Raw genomic sequence first — 20072 nt, forward strand, 5'->3', positions numbered from 1 at the left:
GATGGATCGAGTCTTCGTCGAATATTACGAGGAGGAACTGACCCATATCCGTGGCCTCGCAGCGGAATTCGCCGACATGCATCCAGCAGTGGCGCGCAACCTTTCCCTCGACACGGTCCCGTGTCCGGACCCATATGTCGAGCGGCTGCTGGACGGCGTCGCCTTCCTCGCCGCGCGCACCCGGCTGAAGGTCGACGCCGAGCGCTCGCGATTTTCCCGCAGCGTGCTCGATGTTCTCTATCCCGATCTGGTCACGCCGGCGCCGGCGACGGCGATGGTGGTGCTGAAACCCGGCCAGCAGGTCCAGACCATGCTCGCCGGCCACGTCGTCAAGCGCAACACGCGGCTGGTTTCCAGCCTGCAGTCCGGCCTGTCGACACGCTGCACTTTCTCTACCGCGCAAGAAATGACCCTCTGGCCGATAGGGATTACTTCGGTCAGCTATTTTCAGGATCGCAGTGCGATGGCGATGGCCGGCATAGGGCCGATCGGCGGCGTCGGCGGCGAGGCGGCGCTCCGCATCACGCTGGCCCGGACCGGAAAAGGCAAGCTCGACGAACTGGCGCTCGACCGACTCGACCTCTATTTTGCCGGGCGCACCAAGGCGCCGCTGCTGTTCGACGCGATCTTCGGCGCCTGCACGGCTGCCGGCGCACGACCCGAAGGCAAGACCAACCCGTTGTCGGCCTTGCCGGTACCCGCAATGGTCGGCATCAGCGACGACGAAGCCTTGATGCCGCGCACGCGCCCGACATTCGAAGGGTACCGCCTGCTGCGCGAATACTTCATGATGCCCGAACGCTTTCACTATGCGCGGCTTTCGGGGCTGCAGCCCATCGTGCGCAAATGCGCGGCCGGGCTTGAGATCATCTTCCTGTTCAGACGCGCGGCGCCTGAGTTGGCCGATCTGACGCCGGCGGACTTCGAACTTTTCGCCACGCCGATCATCAATCTGTTCGAACGCGAGTGCAACGTCGTCGAAGTCGATGCGCGCAAGACGCGGCAGGTGTTGCATGCGGACCGGACGCGGGCGCGTGACTTCGAAATCTATCGGGTCATCCGCGTCGAGGACGCCGACAGTGAAGGCAACGACGCCGAAATCCCCGAACTCTTCAGCCTGGGTCAGAACCGCGGTAGTGGCTGGGTCTATTCAATCGAGCGGCGCCCACGCCGGGCGACGGAAGAGGAGCGCCGCGACGGCCTGACCCGCACGTCCTACACCGGGGATGACGTTTTCCTGGCCGTATCCCGGCCGCTCGCAAGCCCGACGACCCGGCCGCTGAAGCGTCTCGACGTCATGGCCCTTTGCACCAATCGTGATCTGCCGATCCTTGATGACAATCCGACCTTGACGCTAGAGGCCGGCGACCCGGTCGAAACTGTAAGGCTTCTTGGCGCGCTGCGTCCGCCGCAGCCAGCTATCCCCGCGGCACTGCCGGCTGGGGCCGACGGTGAATCGCGGGCCGACGATCTCGCCTGGCGGCTGGTGGCGCAGCTCGCGCTCAACTTTCTCAGTCTTGCCAAGGAAGGCCGCGGCATCGACCCCCTGCATGCGCTGCTCGACCTCTATGCCGATCGCGGCGATCCGAGTCTTGCCCGCAATGTGCATTCGATCGTGCGTATCGACTCGCAGCCGGTCATCGAACGTCTGCAAATCGATGGGCCGATGTGCTTCGGACGCGGTACCGAAGTGACGTTGCATGTTGATCAATCGGTCCTGGCCGGCCAAAGCACCTTGCTGCTTTCGGCCTTGCTGGCGCGGCTGTTTGCCCGTCACGCCGGGATAAACGGCTTCGTGCGAACCCGCACGCGGCTGCTGCAGAAGCAGGAGGATGTGCTATGGCCGATGACGCCCGGCAATCGCTACCTGATCTAAACAAGCCCGACCCGAACCGGGCCGAAGTTTTATCCGAGACGTTCGACTTTTTCGAACTGCTGCGCCGTCTCGAACAACGGAGCGGTCTGTTCGGCCATTCCGGCCGCCCTGACCGTGAGCCGGCACGGCTTGGCCAGCATGTTCGCCTCGCCTTTTCCGCACGGGATCTGGTTCAGTTCCGCGAAGCCAGCGACAGGGCGCCGGCCCGGGTCACGGTGGCAAATCTCGGTCTGTTGGGACCCGAGGGTCCAATGCCGCTGCATCTGACGCGCTGGGTGCTCGACCGCCTGTCGCAACGCTGGTTCGCCGGCGCCGATGCGCAGCTGACCAGCGACACAACGTTCGTGGACTTCGTCAACATTCTGCAGCACCGTATGATCGCCCTCTACTATCGGGCGTGGGCGGATGCGCATCCAGCCGTACAGGTCGAACGCGCGGTCGGCGGGCGCATTCGCGCCATGCTTGAAGCCATGGCCGGGATCGGACTTCCCGGCACCCAGGACCCCGATCTCGATACGGTGAAACTTCGCCAGGCGGCTTCGCTCGCCAATCAGACCGACGGCCCTGAACGGCTGACGCTGTTCCTGGCGGAAGCGTTCAAGGTGCCGGTACAGATCAAGGAATTCATCGCCGCCTGGGTAACAGTACCAACCGGCCTCCAGACCCGTCTTGCAAAGGCCTTTGCGGGGCTCGGCAAGGGGGCGACGATCGGCCCGCGCGTTTTCAGCCGCCAAAGCAGGATTGAACTGCGTGTCGGCCCGTTGGGGTACGAGGAGTTCAAGGCGTTCCTGCCTGGCGGCCAGCGGCTCAAACTGTTCAAGCAGGCGGTTCGCGACATGGTCGGGGAATCGCTCGACGTCGACCTGCGCATCGTGCTTGCGCGTGAAGCTGTGCCGCCGCCCCGTGTCGGATCGGTTCAGCTCGGGCGGACCGCCTGGCTTGCGCGACCCGCTGAAAGGGGCGATGCTGACGACATGCGGCTGCGGACAATCGTCGGATGGCGGCCGGAAATGGCGGGGGTCGCGGCATGAGTCTGCTGCTGACGCTGGAACAAGGGCCACGCACCCAGGCGGTACGGCAGACCCGGCTGGACGAGGGCGAGCTGGTGATCGGCCGCAGCGCGGACGCGGGCTGGCAGATCAACGATCCCGACATGTTCGTTTCGCGAGCGCATTGCAAGATCTCTGGCGGGCGAGATGGATATTTTGTCACCGACACGTCGAGCAGCGGATTGTTCATAAACGACTCCGACAGCCCGCTTGGTGCCGGTAAGTCGACGCGCCTTCAAAGCGGCATGCGGCTGAGACTTGGCGACTACATCGTCTGCGTCGACCTGCAAACGCCAGCCACTCAAGCACCCGCAGCCGGCCAGCCGGTTCCTGAACGCGCGCCGCCGGCGTCCCGGGCGCCGGTGAGCATCGGCCGCGATGACTTCTTTTCCGCCAAGGTCGAGGAAGAGCCGCGACGGCCACGTCCGGCCGATCTGCCGAACCCGTTCGAGCAGCCGGTTCCGGGCGCATTCGAACGTGCCAACTCCGACCAGCGCAACTCGCCCGGTTTCGATGACCCGTTCAGCCTCGATCCGGTTTCAACGCCCGTGTCGAAAAATCCCGCCCCTTATCGCGAACCGGGCGGCGCGACGAGCCAGGTGGACCCATTCAGCCTCGACCCGGTGCCGTCCCCCAGCCGCGGAGCCGAAGCCACTCCTGGAAAGCCGTCCCATTTCAATGATTTTGGTTTCGGACCAGCCGCGGCGCCCAGTTCGGCGAACGGCGCCAGTTCGACCGGACAGCGCGAGCGCATCGCCAATCCACCCCAATCCGCCAATCCCTGGGATTTGCCGGTGCAGCCGGCGGATGCCCCTCCTCCACCACGTGTGGGCGCTGCTCCCAAAGCCGCCCGCCCGCCAGCAGCGGCGCAGCCGGAGGAGATGGCGCTTCGCGCCGCGTTCCTGCACGGTATGGGTGTCGAGGAAGCCGAGTTTCCCGGACGCGACAGCATCGCGGAAATGGAGAAGTTTGGTCGCGAATACCGGCTGATGATGGAAGGCCTGATGCAGCTTCTGCGCAAGCGGGCTGAGGAAAAGGGAAACGCGCGCGTCGCCCAGACCATGGTCGGGCCCTCCGAAGTCAATCCGCTCAAGTTCCTGCCGACGGTCGATGACGCCATCGTGACGCTCATCGCTGATCGCAGCCCCGGATTTCTCGCCGGCGAAGCGGCAATCGCCGATGCGGTTCGCGATCTTGCGCAACATCACGTGCGCGCCTGGCGAGGCATACAGGCCGCCTTGCGGCGGATGATCGACCGTTTTGACCCGGCAGCGATCGAGGAAGAGCTGAAATCGAATTCCGCGATCGGCACCCTGCTCTCGGGTGGGCGGAGCGCCAAGCTGTGGGAGCTTTACCAGAAACGCCATCGCGAAATCGCTGAGAGCGCGGAAAAAAGCTTCCTTGGTGAAATCGGCGCTGATTTTCGAGATGCATATGAGGAGGAGTGAGAGATGATCGATCGACGCGAATTTGTCGTTGCCTTGGGCGCGACAGGGCTGCTTGCGGCTTGCCAGAGTGGTCCGCCAAAACCATCGGTGATCACTGTCAACATGACCGGCGGCGCCGGCATGAACCCGGGGCCAGGTGGCGGCGACCGGCCGGTGACGGTTCTCGTGATGCGGCTGAAAAGCACCGGCAAATTCAATTCCGCCGACTATTTCGCGCTGCAGGGGGATGCCGGCACGGCGCTGGCAGGCGATCTCATCGGATCCGATCAGATTTCCGTCGGGCCGGGAAAATCCGCGTCGAAAACCATCACTGTCGAGCCGGACGCGACGGCGCTGGGCTTCGTTGCACTGATCCGCGAGCCTGGCGGCAGGAACTGGCGGACAACCAAGTCGGTATCGCCTGGGTCAAAATTCACGATCAATGTCACGCTTGGCAGCGGCGGCATTTCCGCCTAGCGGCCAGGGCAAGGGGAGCTCAATGCAGAGAGTAGCGGCATGAGCGATGCAAACAGGGTGCTATGGTCCGAAGGGCTTTTCCTGCGGACCCAGCATTTCCAGCAGCAGGATCGCTTTTTCGAGGCGACGGTGCGCGGCGCATTGCAGGCCGGGCAATTGCATACGTTCGGCTTTCAACAGCTGACGCTTGACCAGGCATCGCTGGAGGCCGGCCAGATTTCGATACTGTCCGCACGGGGCATCTTTCCGGATGGGACGCCTTTTTCCATTCCAGACATGATGGACGCGCCGCGACCGCTGCCGGTCACCCCGGACACGGGCGCCGGACCGGTGCTGATCGCCTTGCCGCTAGAGCCTCCCGGCGGTGTCGGCTTCGATCCGGCGCACGCCGCCGCCTCGGGAGCGCGATATCATGGACGGATCGTTTCGGTGCGTGACGCCGTCCAGGGCGGATCAGATCCTGAAGAAATCGAAATCGCCCGTCCGCAAGCGCTGCTGCTGGCGCCCGGCAAGTCGGTCGGTGGCTATACAGCCTTGCCGATAGCCGACCTCAAGGGGGTTCGAGCTGACGGTGGCGTCTCCCTGGACGAGACCTTCCTGCCACCAACATTGGTTACCGGCGCGGTCGCCTGGTATCGGCAATTGCTGCTGGAAGTTGTCACCGGCCTAGACCAGATCGCCGAGGCGCACGGGAAGATGGTCATGGGTGGGCCTGGGCGCAGCGTCGAAGATCTGCTGATGCTCAATCTCGCCAATGCGGCGCGTCCGCGGCTGGCCCACATGCTGGCGCAGGATGTCTTCCATCCGGCCGAGCTTTACCTGGAGCTTGCCGGGCTCGCCGGTTCGATGGCGACATACGGATCAAGCGCACGGCGGTTGGGCGAATTGCCCGCCTACGATCACATGGCGCCAGGCCCCGCCTATTCGGCGCTGGCGGATGCGCTGCGCTCGCTCATCCTCAGCCTGCGTTACATCGAGCCGAAATCGCGTGCGCTGCCGGTCATGCGGCACTCGACCAATGTCTGGAAAATCCGCATCGACAACCCGAAACTGCTGGTGGCCAGCCGGATCGTCATCCGGGTTGGTTCGGAGCTGTCGGAGGACGCGCTGCGCAAGATATTCGTCAATCAGGCGACCGTCGGGTCGGCCGACCAGTTCGAGGGCCTGTGGAAATCGCGCTTACCCGGCATTCCGCTGAAACCACTCCATTCCCAGCCGCGCGAGATTCCTTACGATGGCGATCGGTTATGTCTCGAGCTGGACCAGAAAAGTGAGCACTGGGCGTCGCTGCTCGATGCCCCCGGCTTCGTCATCGGCGTTTCGGGTGTGTTGCCAAGCGAGCCGCAGGTGGACTGTTACTCGGTGAACAGGTGAGATCATGAGCCGCGATGATCCTTTCGGACTGTCGGAGGATCGCGAACGCACTCGCATTCGATTGACCGGCGCGCCGATGCCGCGGCCGATGGCGCCACTCTTGCCCGGCGCGGTGGTGAAACGGTCCCGCACCCATCCGAACGCACTCGTCAACGCATTCGCGCCCTTGCTCGAATTCGCTCCCGAGCTTGAAAGCGCGCTCGCGCCGGACAATCCGGAAGCTTTGCGCACCCGATTGCTCGAAGAACTGGTTCGGGCGCGCGATACGGCTATGTCGGCGGGATCTTCGATGGAGCGCGCCGACCAGGCGGCCTGGGTGGTGGCGGCCTTGCTCGACGATCTGGCCCTGAACACGCCATGGGGCGGTGCCAGCGCCTGGCCGCGGCAGCCGCTTGTGGTCATGCTGCGCGGCGATGTCGATGCCGGCACGCAGTTCTTCACGCGTCTCGACGAACTTGAGCGCCATCCCAACCGCGATCGCGAATTGCTGGAACTGCAGTACGACTGCATGGCGCTCGGCTTCCGCGGCAAATACCGTGTGCCCGGCCGGTCAGGCGACCGCTCGCTCAATGCCGTTCGCGTGGCGGCGGCACGCTTCCTGCGCGATGCCGACGCCGAAGGCGCTCCACTGTCGCCAAACTGGAAAGGCGTGATCGCATCCGACGAGCCGCAGCACTTCATTGTTCCGATCTGGGTCATGGCGCTCGGCGCGGCGGTTGTCGCCACGGCAATCCATGTCGGGCTCTCGATGGGCCTGAGCAGCCAGGCGGTCGAGCTGTCCGCACTTGTGCGCGCCTTGCCCCCGCCTGCACGCGGCGACATCAGCCGCACGTCGCCCAAGGTCGATGCCCCACCTCCGGAGAAAGTGGATTTTGCGCTCTTGCCGGAATTTCAGGCCGGGGCGCCGGCCGACCTCAGATCCGCCCTCAGCGGCACCGAGAGCGTTTCGCTGGCCAAGCTGATCATCCAGGGCTCCAACCCCGAACTGTTCCAGTCGTCGAGGCCACAACTGACCGAAGGCTTCGAACCGCTGATCGGGTCACTTGCCAAGGTGATCCTCGCCAATCAGGAGCTTATCGGAAACATCACCGTGGTCGGTCACACAGACAGCGTTCCGCTGCAAAAGACCAATCCGCTGTCGACCAACCAGCGACTGTCCGAGGCTCGCGCCCAGACGATTGCCGATATGCTGGTCCAGAACGGAGTGCCACGGGACCGCGTCCATTCCGAGGGCCGCGCGGCAACCGATCCAGTCGCCACCGACAGCACGCGCGAGGGGCGGGCCTTGAACCGCCGCGTCGAGGTGCTCGTCGAAAAGAGGTTGTGAGATGTTCATCCTGCGCTTCCTCTGGGCGGTCCTGACATCGCGCTGGCTGTGGACGCTGATCGGCCTCACTCTGCTTTCCCTGGTCATCTGGGTGTTCGGTCCGATCGTCAGGGTCGGTCCCTACGAACCGTTCGCCTCTGATAACGTGCGCATCGTCATCATCGCGCTGCTGGTCATCTTCTGGCTGATCTGGCTGATCGTCGCCCAGCGCCGGGCGATCCGCGCCAACCGCATGTTCGTCGCCGAGATTGCCGCGCCAGCTGTGGAAAAGCCGCTCAGCCCCGGCGAAGAGAATGTCGCGGCCGTCGGTGCTAAATTCGCCGAGGTGATGGCCGAACTGAAGCGCCGCAAGCTGGGCGGACGAAAGTTTCTGCGCGAAATGCCCTGGTATGTGATTGTCGGGCCGCCGGCCACCGGCAAGACCACGGCGTTGCGGCAGTCTGGACTGAACTTTCCGATCGACCTCACCGACGACCTGCAGGGGGTCGGCGGCACGCGCAACTGCGACTGGTTCTTTTCCGAACACGCGGTTCTGATCGACACCGCCGGCCGCTATGTCCAGCAGGAGAGCCAGCCCGACGTCGACGCGGCGGAATGGCTAGGCTTCCTCGACCTTTTGAAGAAGCACCGGGGCCGCCGCGCGCTTAACGGCGTGATCGTCGCGCTTTCGATCGACGTGCTTTCGGAGGGCGATGAAGCCATCAAGGCACACGGCCGCAAGATCCGCCGCCGGTTGGCCGAGCTCAACGACCGCCTCGAAATCCGCCTTCCAGTCTATCTGATGCTGACCAAGGCCGATCTGATCAAGGGTTTCGAACCGTTCTTCGGCGGTCTGTCCACCGCCGCGCGCGAGCAGGTATGGGGAACGACTTTCCCGCTGGATGCGCGCGTGGACGCCAAGACAGTCGAACGGGAGATTTCGACGCTGGCGACGCAACTCGAGCGGCGGCTTGTGCCACGCCTGGAGGACGAAGAGAAACTCGCCGCCCGTGCCGAGATTTTCCGGTTCCCGGCTCAACTCGCGAGTCTGTCCGAACCGATCCAGGTGCTGATCGAGGCGATGTTCGGTGAAAGCCGGTATGAAGAGGCTGCCTGGCTGCGCGGGCTCTATCTGACATCGGCAACGCAGGAAGGAGCGCCGATCGACCGCCTGACCGCGGCGCTGTCTTCTTCCTTCGGCCTTCCGCCACGCCGGACCCCGCCCGCGTCAAGGGTCGAGAAACGCAGCTTCTTCCTGAAGAACCCGCTCACCGAGGTCATCTTCAAGGAAGCGGGCCTGGGTACATTCGATCCGCTGGCGCAACGGCGCCGCGCCTGGATCTGGCGGGGTGCGGCGGCTGGATGTGCGGCAGCGGGGCTCTTGGCCAGTGCGGTGTTCACCTGGTCCTATTACGACAACCGCAATGCGATCTCTGCCCAGGCAGGCCAGTTCGAAGCGCTGCAGATGCCGCTGACCTCGGCTGCCGCAACGCCGGCATCGGTGGAGCAGCCGGCCATGGACACTGCGCTCAATGCGATGGACGCAGTCGCGAATGCCCGAACAGCCCCGCCCGGCGCCGCCCAGGACCTTCTGGGGCCATCGGCCTCGGCAGAAATGGTGCGGGCACAGACCGACACGTATGACCATGCCCTGCGAAATGTTCTCGAGCCACGCATGGTCGCCCTGCTCGAGGCCACCATGTGGCGGCAGATCCGCGATCCGGATTTCATGCTCGGCGCTCTCAAGACCTATCGCATGATGACGGGTCTGTCGCAGATGGATCCCGATTTCGCCCAGAACTGGTGGGTGAACAGCTTGCCCGAATTCGCGGCCGCGGCACCATTTCCGACCGCCGATGCCGAAGAGCATCAGCTTGCCGCCATCCGCCGGATGACGGTCGACGAGAGCTATGTCGCGCCCGACCAGGCCCTGGTTGCCGAAGCGCTGAAAACGGTGTGCACGATTTCATTGCCGGCGCGTGCCTACAAGCAGTTGCTGGCGGATCCGGCAGTGGCGGAGCTCAAGGAATGGATACCGGCGAATTTTGCCGGCCCCAATGGCGGCAAAGTGTTTGCGCGGCGTTCCGCCAAGACACTTCGCGTCGGCATTTCCGGAGCCTTCANATGCCGGCTTCCACGACGTCATTCTCGACCGCATCGACGATGTCGCCGCTCAGGCGGCGCTCGATCGCGCGGTTTTCGCCGGCGGCTGCTCGGAAAATTCTGAAACCTCGGTCTCGGCGCTGTCGGAGGATATCCTGAAGCTCTATTACGACGACTATATCGCGCAATGGGACAGCTACCTGCGCGACATGAGGCTGGCGCCGTTGACCGATCTCAATGTCGCCAGTGAAAATCTGAAGGATCTCTCGAGTGCCGATTCAGCCCTGAAGCGGCTGCTGACCGCGGTCGTTCAGGAGACCGAGTTGACGCGCTCCGATGAGGCGCCGGCCGACGACAAGACGGCAGCCAAGGGCGCTTCCAAACTGCTCGGCAAGCTTGGCAAGCTCGGCAAGCTGGCGACAAGCGGTGCGAAACTGCTTCCCCGCGCCGGGTCGGCAAGCGAGGTCGACCTGACCGGCAATCTGGTGGCCGAACATTTCAAGCCGCTCAAGAGCACTATTGCCGAAGTCGATGGCCAGCCGCCGGCACTCGATGCCGCCGTTGTCGCGCTGACCGCGCTTTCGAATGTTCTGCAGACGGTCACCGCGAACCCCAATCCGCAGGACGCCATCAAGAAGCAAGGCGGCCTTGCCGAATTGACGGGGGCGGTCGCCAGGCAAGCGCAGATCCTGCCCGACCCTATCAACAGCTGGCTCGGCGGAATTGCCGGTGACACCAGCAACTTGACCCAGAAGGCGGTCACTTCGGAGCTAAACGCCATCTGGCGGGCGGACATACTGCCTTTCTGCCAGGCCGCGCTGAACGACCGCTATCCCTTCAGCGCCGACAGCGCGGTGGACGTCAATGTGCGGGATTTCGCCAGGCTGTTCGGACCGGCTGGGCTGATCGACGGTTTCATCAACGATCACCTGATCAATTATGTCGACATGACCAGCCAACCATGGAAATGGCGCGCCGATTTCGGCCTCGATGCTTCGGCGCTGGCGGCGTTCGAGCAGGCCAGGCACATCCGCGACGATCTGTTTCCCGGTGGGACCGGACCGGTGATGAGCTTCACGCTCGAACCGAAGGACCTGTCGCCCAACCTCACGCGCGTCACGCTTAACCTCGATGGCCAAAGCCTCGTCTACTACAACAACGCGACGCGGCCGCAACCCATGACGTGGCCCGGCAAGGATGGCACCGGCGTTATCTCGCTCGCCTTCCAGCCGATCGACGGTTCGCCCGAAATCATGCTCAACGAGACCGGCAGCTGGGCATGGCTGAGGATGCTGCGCAGCGGCCGTTTCGCAGGCACCTCGCTGACTGATGTCTACAGCCTACGCCTGGGCACGAAGGGAATGTGGGTCGATTTCGAGCTCAAGGCGGCAAGCGTCGAAAACCCCTACAACCTGCAAATGTTCAAGAAATTCTCATGTCCACCGCAGATATGATCCTGCCTGGCTTTTACGGCAAAATCCCGGCGACCGGAGATTTCGTGACGCGACGCCTGACCGGAGACTTTGTTCACCTCTGGGACCGCTGGCTGGCGCAGCACCTCGTCCCGCTGTTTGGCTCGGAATTGTGGCCAAGCACAACTGCGTTGCGCTTCCTGGCTGGCCCGGCTTCTTTCGGCGCATCGGCGGGGATCATCTTGCAGAGCGCCGACAGGGTTGGCAGGAAGTTCCCTTTGAGCGTCGTCGCGCAACTTGTTGAAGCTCCCGTTCAGCTCGCCGAAGCCGAGGCGTGGTTCTCTGGGATCGAGGAGGTGGCCATCGCCGCCCAGAACGGCGAGCTGACGCCCGACGAACTCGATGCCGCCCTCACTAGACTGCCGGCGCCGCCCATCGAGGCTTGCGACGAGATCATCAGCGGCATGGTGATGTGGACCGCCCGCTCGGACATTTTCGACATCGACCCGCAATCGCCGCAGGCGACGCTCGAGCAGATCCTGGCCGCCAGTTGGGAGACCAGCTGATGCAGATCTGGAACCAGATGGGGTATCAGCACCAATTCACCATAGGCATGGACAAGGACGGCCGTGAGTGGATCGTCGTGGTGGTGAAGGGCACATTCGATTTTCCGTCGACGCCGGGCGGCATGGTGCAGAAATCGGCGGAGCAAGTTCCATTGGTCATGGCCGACACGCAAACCGGCGTGCCTGGTTACTCGGCCACGCTGTGGGAGACCGACTTCGCCTTCCGCAAACCGCGCTGCGACGTGATCGCCAATGGCTGCGCCTACGCACCAGGCACACGACCAGCCGAGCGCGTGCCGGTCGGCATCAAGATTGGCAATTGGTCAAAACTTTTCGAGGTCGTCGGCGACCGCGAATGGCGCTCCATCGGCCCGGTCTTTACCGCCACGTCGCCGCAGCCCTTCCTGAAACTGCCCATCTCCTATGACGTTGCCTGGGGTGGCGTCGACAGGCTGGATCCGGAGGACAAGCTTCCCGCCAGCTACAGACACAACCCGGTCGGAACCGGCTGGTCGCGGACCAGGAACCAACGACTCATTCCTGGCTTGCGGCTGCCGAATACGCAAGCTGTCGGCGAGGATATCCGCACGCCATTCGGCGATTACAAACCAATGAGCTTTGGCCCGATGGGCCGAGGCTGGCCGGGACGCATCGAATATGGCGGCACCTACGACCAGAATTGGATCGACAATATTTTTCCGTTCCTGCCGCCGGATTTCGACGAGCGCTATTTCCAGATGGCACCGCCCGACCAGCAGATCGACTATCCGAGGGGCGGCGAGGACGTACAGCTCATAAATTTGACGCCAGCAGGCAAGGAAAGCTTCCGGATGCCGAGCACGGCGTTGCCGCTGACGCTGTTCAAAGGTCGGGAAAAAGTATTCGAGGGCGAACTTCTGCCAGATACGGTGCTGCTCGATCCGGAGAACCGGCGCTTCTCGCTGGTCTGGCGGGTATCGCAACGGATTGTGCGCACTATCCTCGATTTCAACGAATGCTGGGTCGGGCCGCCGACCGAACCCATGCTCAGATCGCGCGCTGCCGGACGCGAGTACATCCGCGCCAACGGGACGGCGCCGGAAGAAGAGGTCGAGGACGCATGAGCGCGGCAATCGACATCACAGCTGTGGGCATGGTGACGGCCGTAGGTCTCGATGCCCCCTCCTCCTGCGCGGCGATGCGCGCGCGTCTGGACGGCTTTCAGGAAACGCGTTTCACGGCGGGGAACGGCGATTGGCTGAAAGGGGCGCCGATACCCTTGCCGCGCAACTGGATCGGCGAAAAGCGACTAGCTCACCTGGTCGCGGCCGCCATCTGCGAAGCTTTCGAGACGGTTCCGCAGGCGCGTGGCCAAACAGCTCTCATCCTTTGCCTTCCGGAAGAGGCTCGCCCCGGCCGACCCTTGCGCGACAACGCCACGCTGCTGCGGCGCATAGCCGAGATTGTCGAAGTCGAGCCACAGACCAGCACCCGAATCGTGGCGCACGGGCGGCCGTCTGGGCACGTAGCGCTCGATCGGGCACGCAAGATGATCGCGGCCGGCGAGACCGCATATGTCATGATAGCCGGCGTCGACAGCTACCTCACCGCTGCATCGACGGCACATTATCTGAGCGAAGAGCGCCTGCTGACGGCCGATAATCCCAACGGTTTCATTCCAGGAGAAGCCGCAGCTTCCATTCTTTGCAAGCCAGCGGAGCGCGGCGGCTTTCGCCTCTTCGGGCTCGGCCTGTCGCGGGAACTGGCTTCGATTTACAATGCCGACGACCTCCCACTCCGAGGCGACGGCATGACCAACGCCTATAACACGGCCTTCCAAGAAACCGGCATGGAGATGAACAAGCTCGGTTATCGCATCTCCGACCTCATCGGCGAACAGTTCTGGTTCAAGCAAACCGCGCTAGCGAGCTTGCGGCTTCTACGCGGCCGCCATGAGTTTCAGGATTTGTGGTCGCCGGCCGAATCGCTTGGCAATGTCGGGGCGGCTGTCGTGCCCCTGATGATCGGTATGGCGTGGACCGCTGCGCGTAAGGGTTATGCAGCCGGAAATCCGGTGTTGGTCGAGGCGTCCAATGATGCCGGCGCATGCGGTGCGGCGGTGCTTGCGACGAGGGTCGCCTGATGACCGTCTATGCGAACACGCTCGAGATCGCTTGCAAGGCGCAGTCCAACAAGGTGATTGCGGCGTTTCCGGACGTGTGCATGACGCCGCCGGAAAATCCCGCCACGCCGCCTGGCATCCCGGTGCCCTACCCGTCGTTCGGGCTCGATTCCGACACCGAAAGCGGCACAGGGACGGTCAAGATCGGCGGCGAGACGATCACCCAGAAGAACAAATCCTACTACACCAAAACCAGTGGAACCGAAGCCGGCGCCGCCGCCAAGAAGGGCGTCATCACATCAGTTAACACCGGCAAGGAATATGCAGTCGCCTGGTCGGGCGACGTCAAAGCTGATGGCGAGCCAGTCAGCCGCTTCAGCGACCTGTCGACGAATAACCACGCCTCGCCGACGGGCAATGCGCCCCCTTGGCCTAAGATCGGCAAACTGAAGGTGGGCAGAGTATCCTGCACCACGATCCTCGCCAAACTTGGGATGAAGGTCCACCGCTACGGCGACGCCTCTAAGGAGTGCAGCTCAAGCCAGCAATCCGACCATATCCTGCAGAATGCCTGTTTCCAGAATTCGCGTGGCGGCGAGGCGATCAGCACAACGTCCAGCTATGCGATGAACGATGCTCCGTGCGTTTGTCTACAGGACGGAACGAGTCCCAAGACGGAGCACGGACGAAAGACATTAGCTCAAGGTGCATGGGCCAAGGCACAGCGAGATAAAGGCACCAATCCGAGTTACGAAGAGGTGCGAGAGGCCAATATGGAGGCGATGAAGAAGGCCAAGAAGATTCCCGACGGCCCAAACGGCAAGGAGCATCCCGCCATCAAATGCCTGAGAATGGTGTGCGATATACATTTCAAGGAAATGATGGAAGCCCCGGCGGGCAAGAAGGACAGTACCCCGGTCCGCACTCCGGCCACCGGCCAATTCAAACAATCGCTGACTAGAACTGCGACCCGCAGGCGTTAAAGGAGACAGAGTGTGGCAGATTATACCGTGACGGTAACTGGCGCGGTCCCAGCGGAAAACGGCACCATATTCACGGCTGTCGTCTACTACGATGGCGAGAGCTTCTATTCCTATGTCGTAGAGGAACCCGACGTATCAAGGGACGATGTTCCAACCGCATCGATCCTGGAAAAGCCTTGCTGGTTTACCAGCATCTGGCGCTCGAAGTCCGGGCGCATCTTTGTGCCGGACGACGATGGAAAGGTCCATGCAGGATCAGGGTCGGATTGGACCGAGAGCCAGGTTTCGCCGGATCCGTTGACGACTGTCTGGGGATTTGGTGACGATTCGGTCTATGTGGGCGGCTCAGATGGCGTCGTCTACCACTGGGATGGCGCGCAATGGTCCGCAATTAGCCGCCCGCTCGGCGATACAATCCAATGCTTCGGAGGGGTGAGCTCGAATGATCTCTACGTCGCCGGCGAAGGAGCGTTGTTCTGGCACTACGACGGCCGAGAATGGACCCAGGTTCCTTTGCCGACCAACGCGATACTCGTCGGGCTGCTGGCTCTGTCGTCGACCGACGTTTTAGTCTCCGGAAGTGACGGCGCGCTTTTCCGCGGCTCCGGTCTGGAATGGTCGGACGTCTCGCAATCCGGCCGAGACTTCTACGAAATGGCCTTTTTCCGAAAGACCATTTACATTGCCGGTGGCGGGCAAGGCGTGTTCACGTTCGACGGTCTAACAGTCTCGAACGTTAAAGACAGTTTTCCAGTCTACAACCTTTCGGCAAACAAGAAGTACATGGCGCTCGCAGGTGGCAATTCCGCTATCCGATTTGACGGTACGGACTGGTTTGGTCCGGATTACACCTGACGATGCCGGAATTTTCCTGAAAGCCGAATACCGACGGTGCTCCGCTGGCATGGATGTGCTAAACTGGCTTCGCGGCCAGATACGCCCTTACCTTGTCCAGATCGAGGTCGGCGACCTTGGGCATCTCCGAAACCGACAGCATCCTGATTACGAACAATTCGCCCGGATCGGGGTATTCATCATAGAGCTCCTGCGCAATCTGCCGGCCTGCGTTCCCGGCTACGCGCAACCCGTCCAGATGCGCCTCCAGCCGCTCGACCAAGCGCGCCATGCGCTCCTCGTCCATATCCTTGTTTTCGCCGGGATGAAGCAGATTGTAATCATAAACCGTCCACAGGAATGCCGCCATTTCCGCATGCTGGCGCACGATTTCGCGCAGGATCGGCGCCGGCATCAATTCAGATTTACCGAACCGCCGCGAATACGGTTGGCACCGCTGGCGTGGCTGGTAAGGTAGGTGCCTCGAATAGTAATGTGGCCATCCTTCTCCATGATGATGCTTGCCTTGCCGCACCGCAGTTCAACGCGCTCGTCACCAACGATCCGCACCCGTTCGCCGTCACGGAGGACTTGCGGCGCAGAGGCCTTGCGCTGCGGCTCGACGATGCGCCCGACGATGAGTGGCCGATTCGGGTCGCCATCTTGAAACAGGAGCGCCACCTCAACGCCTATCATGTCGGAGGTGAGTTCGGCCAGGCTGCGCGCCGGCATCGCGGTTTCATTCGGATTTCCGGGAAAGACAACGAGCGGCGCCTCCTGTCCGAAACCGAGGAAGACGCCGATCACGACACCTTCGATTCGCTCTTTGGTTCTGGCCATCGAACCATCCTCAATTGTGCTCAATCTCGGTCCCCTTGATGGAAACATTGCCCGAAGCCTTGATGTTGATCTTGCCCGACCCGACCACCGATATGTCCTTGCCTTCGATCGAGATGGTGCCGTCGCTTTTCATCGAGATCGCGGCGGAGCCGCATTTGATAGCGATGGAATCGCCGGCCTCGATTATCAGCGTCTTGCCCACCTTGATTTCGCTGCCTTCTTTGACATCGACAAGGCTACCCTTGGCGATGTTGAGCGCCCGCGAACCGTTGACGTTGGTGACGTCGTCCTCGGCGACCTTGGAGCTGCGCCCCTTGCCGACCTCCGTTATGTGGGCCCCGGCCACATTGAAGTTCTGATCGCCGCCGACCTTCACCGTCTGGTCCGACTTGACGGTCCAGCTGTCACTCGCCCCGATGTCGTGGGTCTGTCCCAGCACCACGCTGACAGAACGGGTCGCGCCGATGCTGTTGGTCTGAACGCCGCCGACGCTGCGGGTCTCGGCGGCGCCCACTTTGTCGATGCGAGCGGCGCCCACCGTAACGGTTTGGACAATCCCCACCGTCTGAGAGTGATTGGCGTCGATGTTCTCCGTCGAGTTCGACACGACATGGATGATCTCGTTGGCCATGACCGTCAGCGAACGGTCCTTGCCCACCGTCTCGGTGTCGTTCGAGCCGATGTTCGTCGTCTGGTCGACGCCGACCCTGACCGTCTTGTTGTTGCCGACGTCCTCGTCGAGGTTGTGGCCGACGGAATGCTTGGCATCGTGGTCGATGCGGTCGGACTGGTCGTGCTGGACCAGCTTGGCGCGGTCATGCTTGATCAGAAGGTGATGGTCCTTCTGCGCCTGGAAGTTGACCAGTTCGGAGCCGGCCTTGTCCTCGAACATCAGCTCGTTGTAGCCGCCACCGCCTTTGGAGGAGTCCGACTTCCAGCCCGATTGGGTGGCGCTGCCCGGCAGGCCGTAGGGCGGCATCTGCGAGGCGTTGTAGACTCGGCCGGTGATGATCGGCAGGTCCGGGTCACCTTCGATGAAGTCGACGATCACCTCCTGACCGATGCGCGGTATCTGAATGAACCCCCAGCCACTGCCGGCCCAGGTCTGCGAGACCCGCACGAAGCAGGAACTGTTCTGATCCTTCTTGCCCAGACGGTCCCAATGAAATTGCACCTTCACACGCGCGTATTTGTCGGTGAATATTTCCTCGCCGGATGGGCCGACCACCGTCGCCGTCTGGGGGCCTCGCATGATCGGCCGTGGCGTGATCCGCGGCGGACGATAGGGCAAGGCGGTCGGCGCCACGCCGAGGATCACTTTGAAGTTCTCGCTGTCGACGTCGGCATGGGCTCTGTAGCCCGGGTCGAACAGCCTGTATTCGGCGCTGACCACCAGATATTCCTGGTTCTGGTCTTCGCGTGGAAAGCTGTCCAGCTTGAACGTGCAGCCAGAATAGAGGCCGCGCACAGTGCCGACAGCGGCGATGCGCTGATGGACGGCCTGGATTTCCTCGCGCCGGATCGCGGCCAGGCTGTCTCCCCGGCCCGTTTCGAGATGCGCGCCGGGCTGGCGGTAATTCTCTCCGGCGGCCAGTTTGTGACTGAACGGCTGGGCCGACTTGGCCATCAGGTCGGCGCCGGGCTTCGTGAAATCATAGTCGGTGTGGGCATAGGCGCCTGGGCGCACCGAACTGCCCGGAATCCATTCGGTGATGTATTCGACATCACGCCGGGAACCCTGACCTTCAAGGTTATAGAGCACTTTCTCGTAGCCCGGCGCAGGCCTCAGCTTGCTCATTGCATCGGCCAGGACAAGCGTGTGCTTGCCCTCGTCATGCTCGAAGAAATACAGGATGCCTTCATGCTCGAGCAGCCGCTGGACGAAATCCAGATCGGTCTCGTCGTACTGCACGCAATATTCGCGCGGAGGGTAGGACCCCTGCAGGCGCAGGTCGAATTCCGCCGTGCTGTATCTCTTGAAGACGTCCTTGACGATGTCGATGACGCTCTTGTTCTGGAAAATACGGCAATCGGTGGTGTTGCCGAGAAACCAGAGCCACGGCCTGACGACCGCTTCATAATATGCCAAATGGTCCTCGAGCCGGGTGAGCCGGAACTCGGACACGATGCCGCTGAACCAACGTTTCGGATCGGATTCACCTTCGATCGATAGCGGGCCACCTAGCATCTTCAGCGGATCGATATCGGTGTCCGTGCTGACGAACCCGACCGTATAGGCAAAACAACGGCTGATCTCATCGCGCCCGACAAGATGCGTGAACGTCAACAGCTCGGAGCCAACCGGTGTCTGCACCACCGTGGCACGTTCATTCGGCATGGGTCGTGCCCCTCCTGGACGCGGCCGCCAACGTGATGGATTTGAAGTTCCCGCTATATTAACAGCATCACGTTCAGGAACTTTTTAAATCCGCCAAGCCAGGCCGTGGTGAGCCTACCACATGTTTCCCCGCCGGCCAAAGAGAGGCGGCGACAAGATCTTACCCATCGATTCAGGGGCTTGAAACGCCGCTGTCCTGTTTTACCTGCAAGCTGCTAGAATGGTGGAGTATTGATCGAGGGCGATCCTGGATGTACGTCAGTCTGCAAATCAACAACGTCGATGCCTTGCCCGCTGGCACCTCGACCAATTACGCGGCGCGCGATCGCGGCTTCGAAATCGGACGCGATGGTTGTGACTGGACCTTGCCGGACCCCGACAAGTTCATCTCGGGTCGGCACTGCGAGGTTCGCTACGAGGCCGGCGCGTTCTGGCTGCACGATATCTCGCGCAACGGCACCTTCATCAATGGATCGACCCAGCGCATGACCAGCCCGCATCGGCTGGGCGATGGCGACCGGATGCTGATCGGCCGCTATATCGTCTTAGTGTCGATCGACGAGGAGCGCGCCACCGCAGGCAACCCCAGCCACGGTCAGACGCAGCGAGACATGCCGCTCGCGACAGGCCGGCCGCTGGAACTCGGCGAGGGGCCTTTCTTCGATTCCGCGCAGCAACGGTCCGGGCGGCGCGTTCCAGCCGTGCACTCCCCACCCCTGCCCTCAACCAGAGACGAGGTGTTGAGGGAGATTGCGATCGGAGCCGGCATTTCGCCGGAATTGCTTCAATTGCGCGACCGGCATGAAGTTGCAGCCGAAATCGGCGCGGTCCTGCGGGCCGTGGTCGAGGAACTTAGTTTGCTGCTGAAGGCGCGGGCGGCCGCGAAAATGCTGGCCAAGAGTACACAACGAACGATGATCAGCGCCGCGGACAATAATCCGCTGAAGTTCGTTCCAGGGACCGACGATATCCTCGAAATCATGTTTGCCCGACGCAGGGCCGGCTATCTTGATGCCAGGCGCAGTATCGAAGATGCATTCCGCGATCTCAAGACGCACGAATTCGCTACTTATGCCGCCATGCAAGCTGCGCTCTCCCGGCTGCTTGACGATCTGTCCCCCGAGTCAATCGGCAGGAAACTCCCGCCTACTTCGTTTACATCGAAGAAGAGCCAGGCCTGGGACGCCTATGTGGCGACGTGGCGGACCATGGAAGAGGCACATGAAAACGGCATGCTGGACATCTTCCTGGCGTATTTCAGCGAGGCCTACGCCAAAGCCGACAAGCAAAAATAGGCGATCCCAGGAAACGCACGGCGCGGCAGTCGGCGAAGAAAAGTCTCTCCGACGCCCGGGACCCGGTTCCAATCGACAATTTCTGAGATTA

At 62.4% G+C, this 20072-nt stretch carries 15 protein-coding genes and 1 pseudogene; 13 read left to right on the forward strand and 3 right to left on the reverse strand.

Annotated elements, in window-relative coordinates:
* The first annotated feature begins 1 nt into the window (after position 1).
* The 12 genes and pseudogenes from tssF (at position 2) to X744_RS158755 (ending at position 15529) form a co-directional block, all read left to right on the forward strand.
* Positions 2–1876: a type VI secretion system baseplate subunit TssF gene (gene tssF / locus X744_RS158800; RefSeq protein WP_023758849.1), complete on the forward strand. Its 1875-nt coding sequence runs from the start codon at positions 2–4 to the stop codon at positions 1874–1876.
* The gene (gene tssG / locus X744_RS158795; protein WP_023758850.1) at positions 1840–2907 is read left to right on the forward strand and encodes a type VI secretion system baseplate subunit TssG; all 1068 of its coding nucleotides are present in this window, start codon (positions 1840–1842) and stop codon (positions 2905–2907) included. The genes tssF and tssG overlap by 37 nt, the downstream gene beginning before the upstream one ends.
* Positions 2904–4373, forward strand: a complete 1470-nt coding sequence (gene tagH, locus X744_RS158790; protein WP_031260103.1) for a type VI secretion system-associated FHA domain protein TagH — start codon at positions 2904–2906, stop codon at positions 4371–4373. The genes tssG and tagH (X744_RS158790) overlap by 4 nt, the downstream gene beginning before the upstream one ends.
* Positions 4374–4376: 3 nt before the next feature.
* Positions 4377–4829 (forward strand): type VI secretion system lipoprotein TssJ, encoded by a 453-nt coding sequence (gene tssJ / locus X744_RS158785; RefSeq protein WP_023758852.1) that lies wholly within the window; start codon positions 4377–4379, stop codon positions 4827–4829.
* Positions 4830–4868: 39 nt separating this feature from the next.
* On the forward strand, positions 4869–6203 hold the full coding sequence (gene tssK, locus X744_RS158780; RefSeq protein ID WP_023758853.1) for a type VI secretion system baseplate subunit TssK: 1335 nt from the start codon (positions 4869–4871) through the stop codon (positions 6201–6203).
* 4 nt (positions 6204–6207) lie between these two features.
* Positions 6208–7530, forward strand: coding sequence for a type IVB secretion system protein IcmH/DotU (gene icmH / locus X744_RS158775; protein WP_023758854.1), 1323 nt, complete (start codon positions 6208–6210; stop codon positions 7528–7530).
* A 1-nt stretch (position 7531) separates the two neighbouring features.
* Positions 7532–11066, forward strand: a pseudogene (gene tssM, locus X744_RS01000000169580) (type VI secretion system membrane subunit TssM).
* Positions 11063–11590: a type VI secretion system-associated protein TagF gene (gene tagF / locus X744_RS158770; protein ID WP_023758857.1), complete on the forward strand. Its 528-nt coding sequence runs from the start codon at positions 11063–11065 to the stop codon at positions 11588–11590. Before tssM ends, tagF begins: the two are co-directional and overlap by 4 nt.
* The gene (locus X744_RS158765; protein ID WP_023758858.1) at positions 11590–12693 is read left to right on the forward strand and encodes a DUF2169 domain-containing protein; all 1104 of its coding nucleotides are present in this window, start codon (positions 11590–11592) and stop codon (positions 12691–12693) included. Before tagF ends, X744_RS158765 begins: the two co-directional genes overlap by 1 nt.
* The gene (locus X744_RS158760; protein ID WP_023758859.1) at positions 12690–13712 is read left to right on the forward strand and encodes a 3-oxoacyl-ACP synthase; all 1023 of its coding nucleotides are present in this window, start codon (positions 12690–12692) and stop codon (positions 13710–13712) included. The genes X744_RS158765 and X744_RS158760 overlap by 4 nt, the downstream gene beginning before the upstream one ends.
* The gene (locus X744_RS1000000175075; protein ID WP_023758860.1) at positions 13712–14674 is read left to right on the forward strand and encodes a DUF4150 domain-containing protein; all 963 of its coding nucleotides are present in this window, start codon (positions 13712–13714) and stop codon (positions 14672–14674) included. The genes X744_RS158760 and X744_RS1000000175075 overlap by 1 nt, the downstream gene beginning before the upstream one ends.
* Positions 14675–14686: 12 nt before the next feature.
* Positions 14687–15529 (forward strand): hypothetical protein, encoded by an 843-nt coding sequence (locus tag X744_RS158755; protein WP_031260108.1) that lies wholly within the window; start codon positions 14687–14689, stop codon positions 15527–15529.
* Positions 15530–15587: 58 nt separating this feature from the next.
* On the opposite strand, the gene X744_RS158750 is transcribed toward X744_RS158755, so the two are convergent.
* Genes X744_RS158750 through tssI form a run of 3 tightly spaced genes read right to left on the reverse strand, consistent with a single transcriptional unit; the run spans position 15588 to position 18686 of the window.
* Entirely contained in the window at positions 15588–15923 is a 336-nt protein-coding gene (locus X744_RS158750; protein ID WP_023758862.1) for a hypothetical protein, read from the reverse strand.
* The gene (locus X744_RS158745; RefSeq protein WP_023758863.1) at positions 15923–16348 is read right to left on the reverse strand and encodes a DUF6484 domain-containing protein; all 426 of its coding nucleotides are present in this window, start codon (positions 16346–16348) and stop codon (positions 15923–15925) included. Before X744_RS158745 ends, X744_RS158750 begins: the two co-directional genes overlap by 1 nt.
* Positions 16349–16358: 10 nt before the next feature.
* Positions 16359–18686: a type VI secretion system tip protein VgrG gene (gene tssI, locus X744_RS158740; RefSeq protein WP_023758864.1), complete on the reverse strand. Its 2328-nt coding sequence runs from the start codon at positions 18684–18686 to the stop codon at positions 16359–16361.
* A gap of 251 nt (positions 18687–18937) precedes the next feature.
* On the opposite strand from tssI, the gene tagH (X744_RS158735) reads away from it, so the two are divergent.
* The gene (tagH, locus tag X744_RS158735) at positions 18938–19981 is read left to right on the forward strand and encodes a type VI secretion system-associated FHA domain protein TagH (protein ID WP_023758865.1); all 1044 of its coding nucleotides are present in this window, start codon (positions 18938–18940) and stop codon (positions 19979–19981) included.
* Positions 19982–20072: the final 91 nt, after the last annotated feature.

The sequence above is a fragment of the Mesorhizobium sp. LNHC252B00 genome, from assembly GCF_000502955.1.
Lineage (GTDB): Bacteria > Pseudomonadota > Alphaproteobacteria > Rhizobiales > Rhizobiaceae > Mesorhizobium.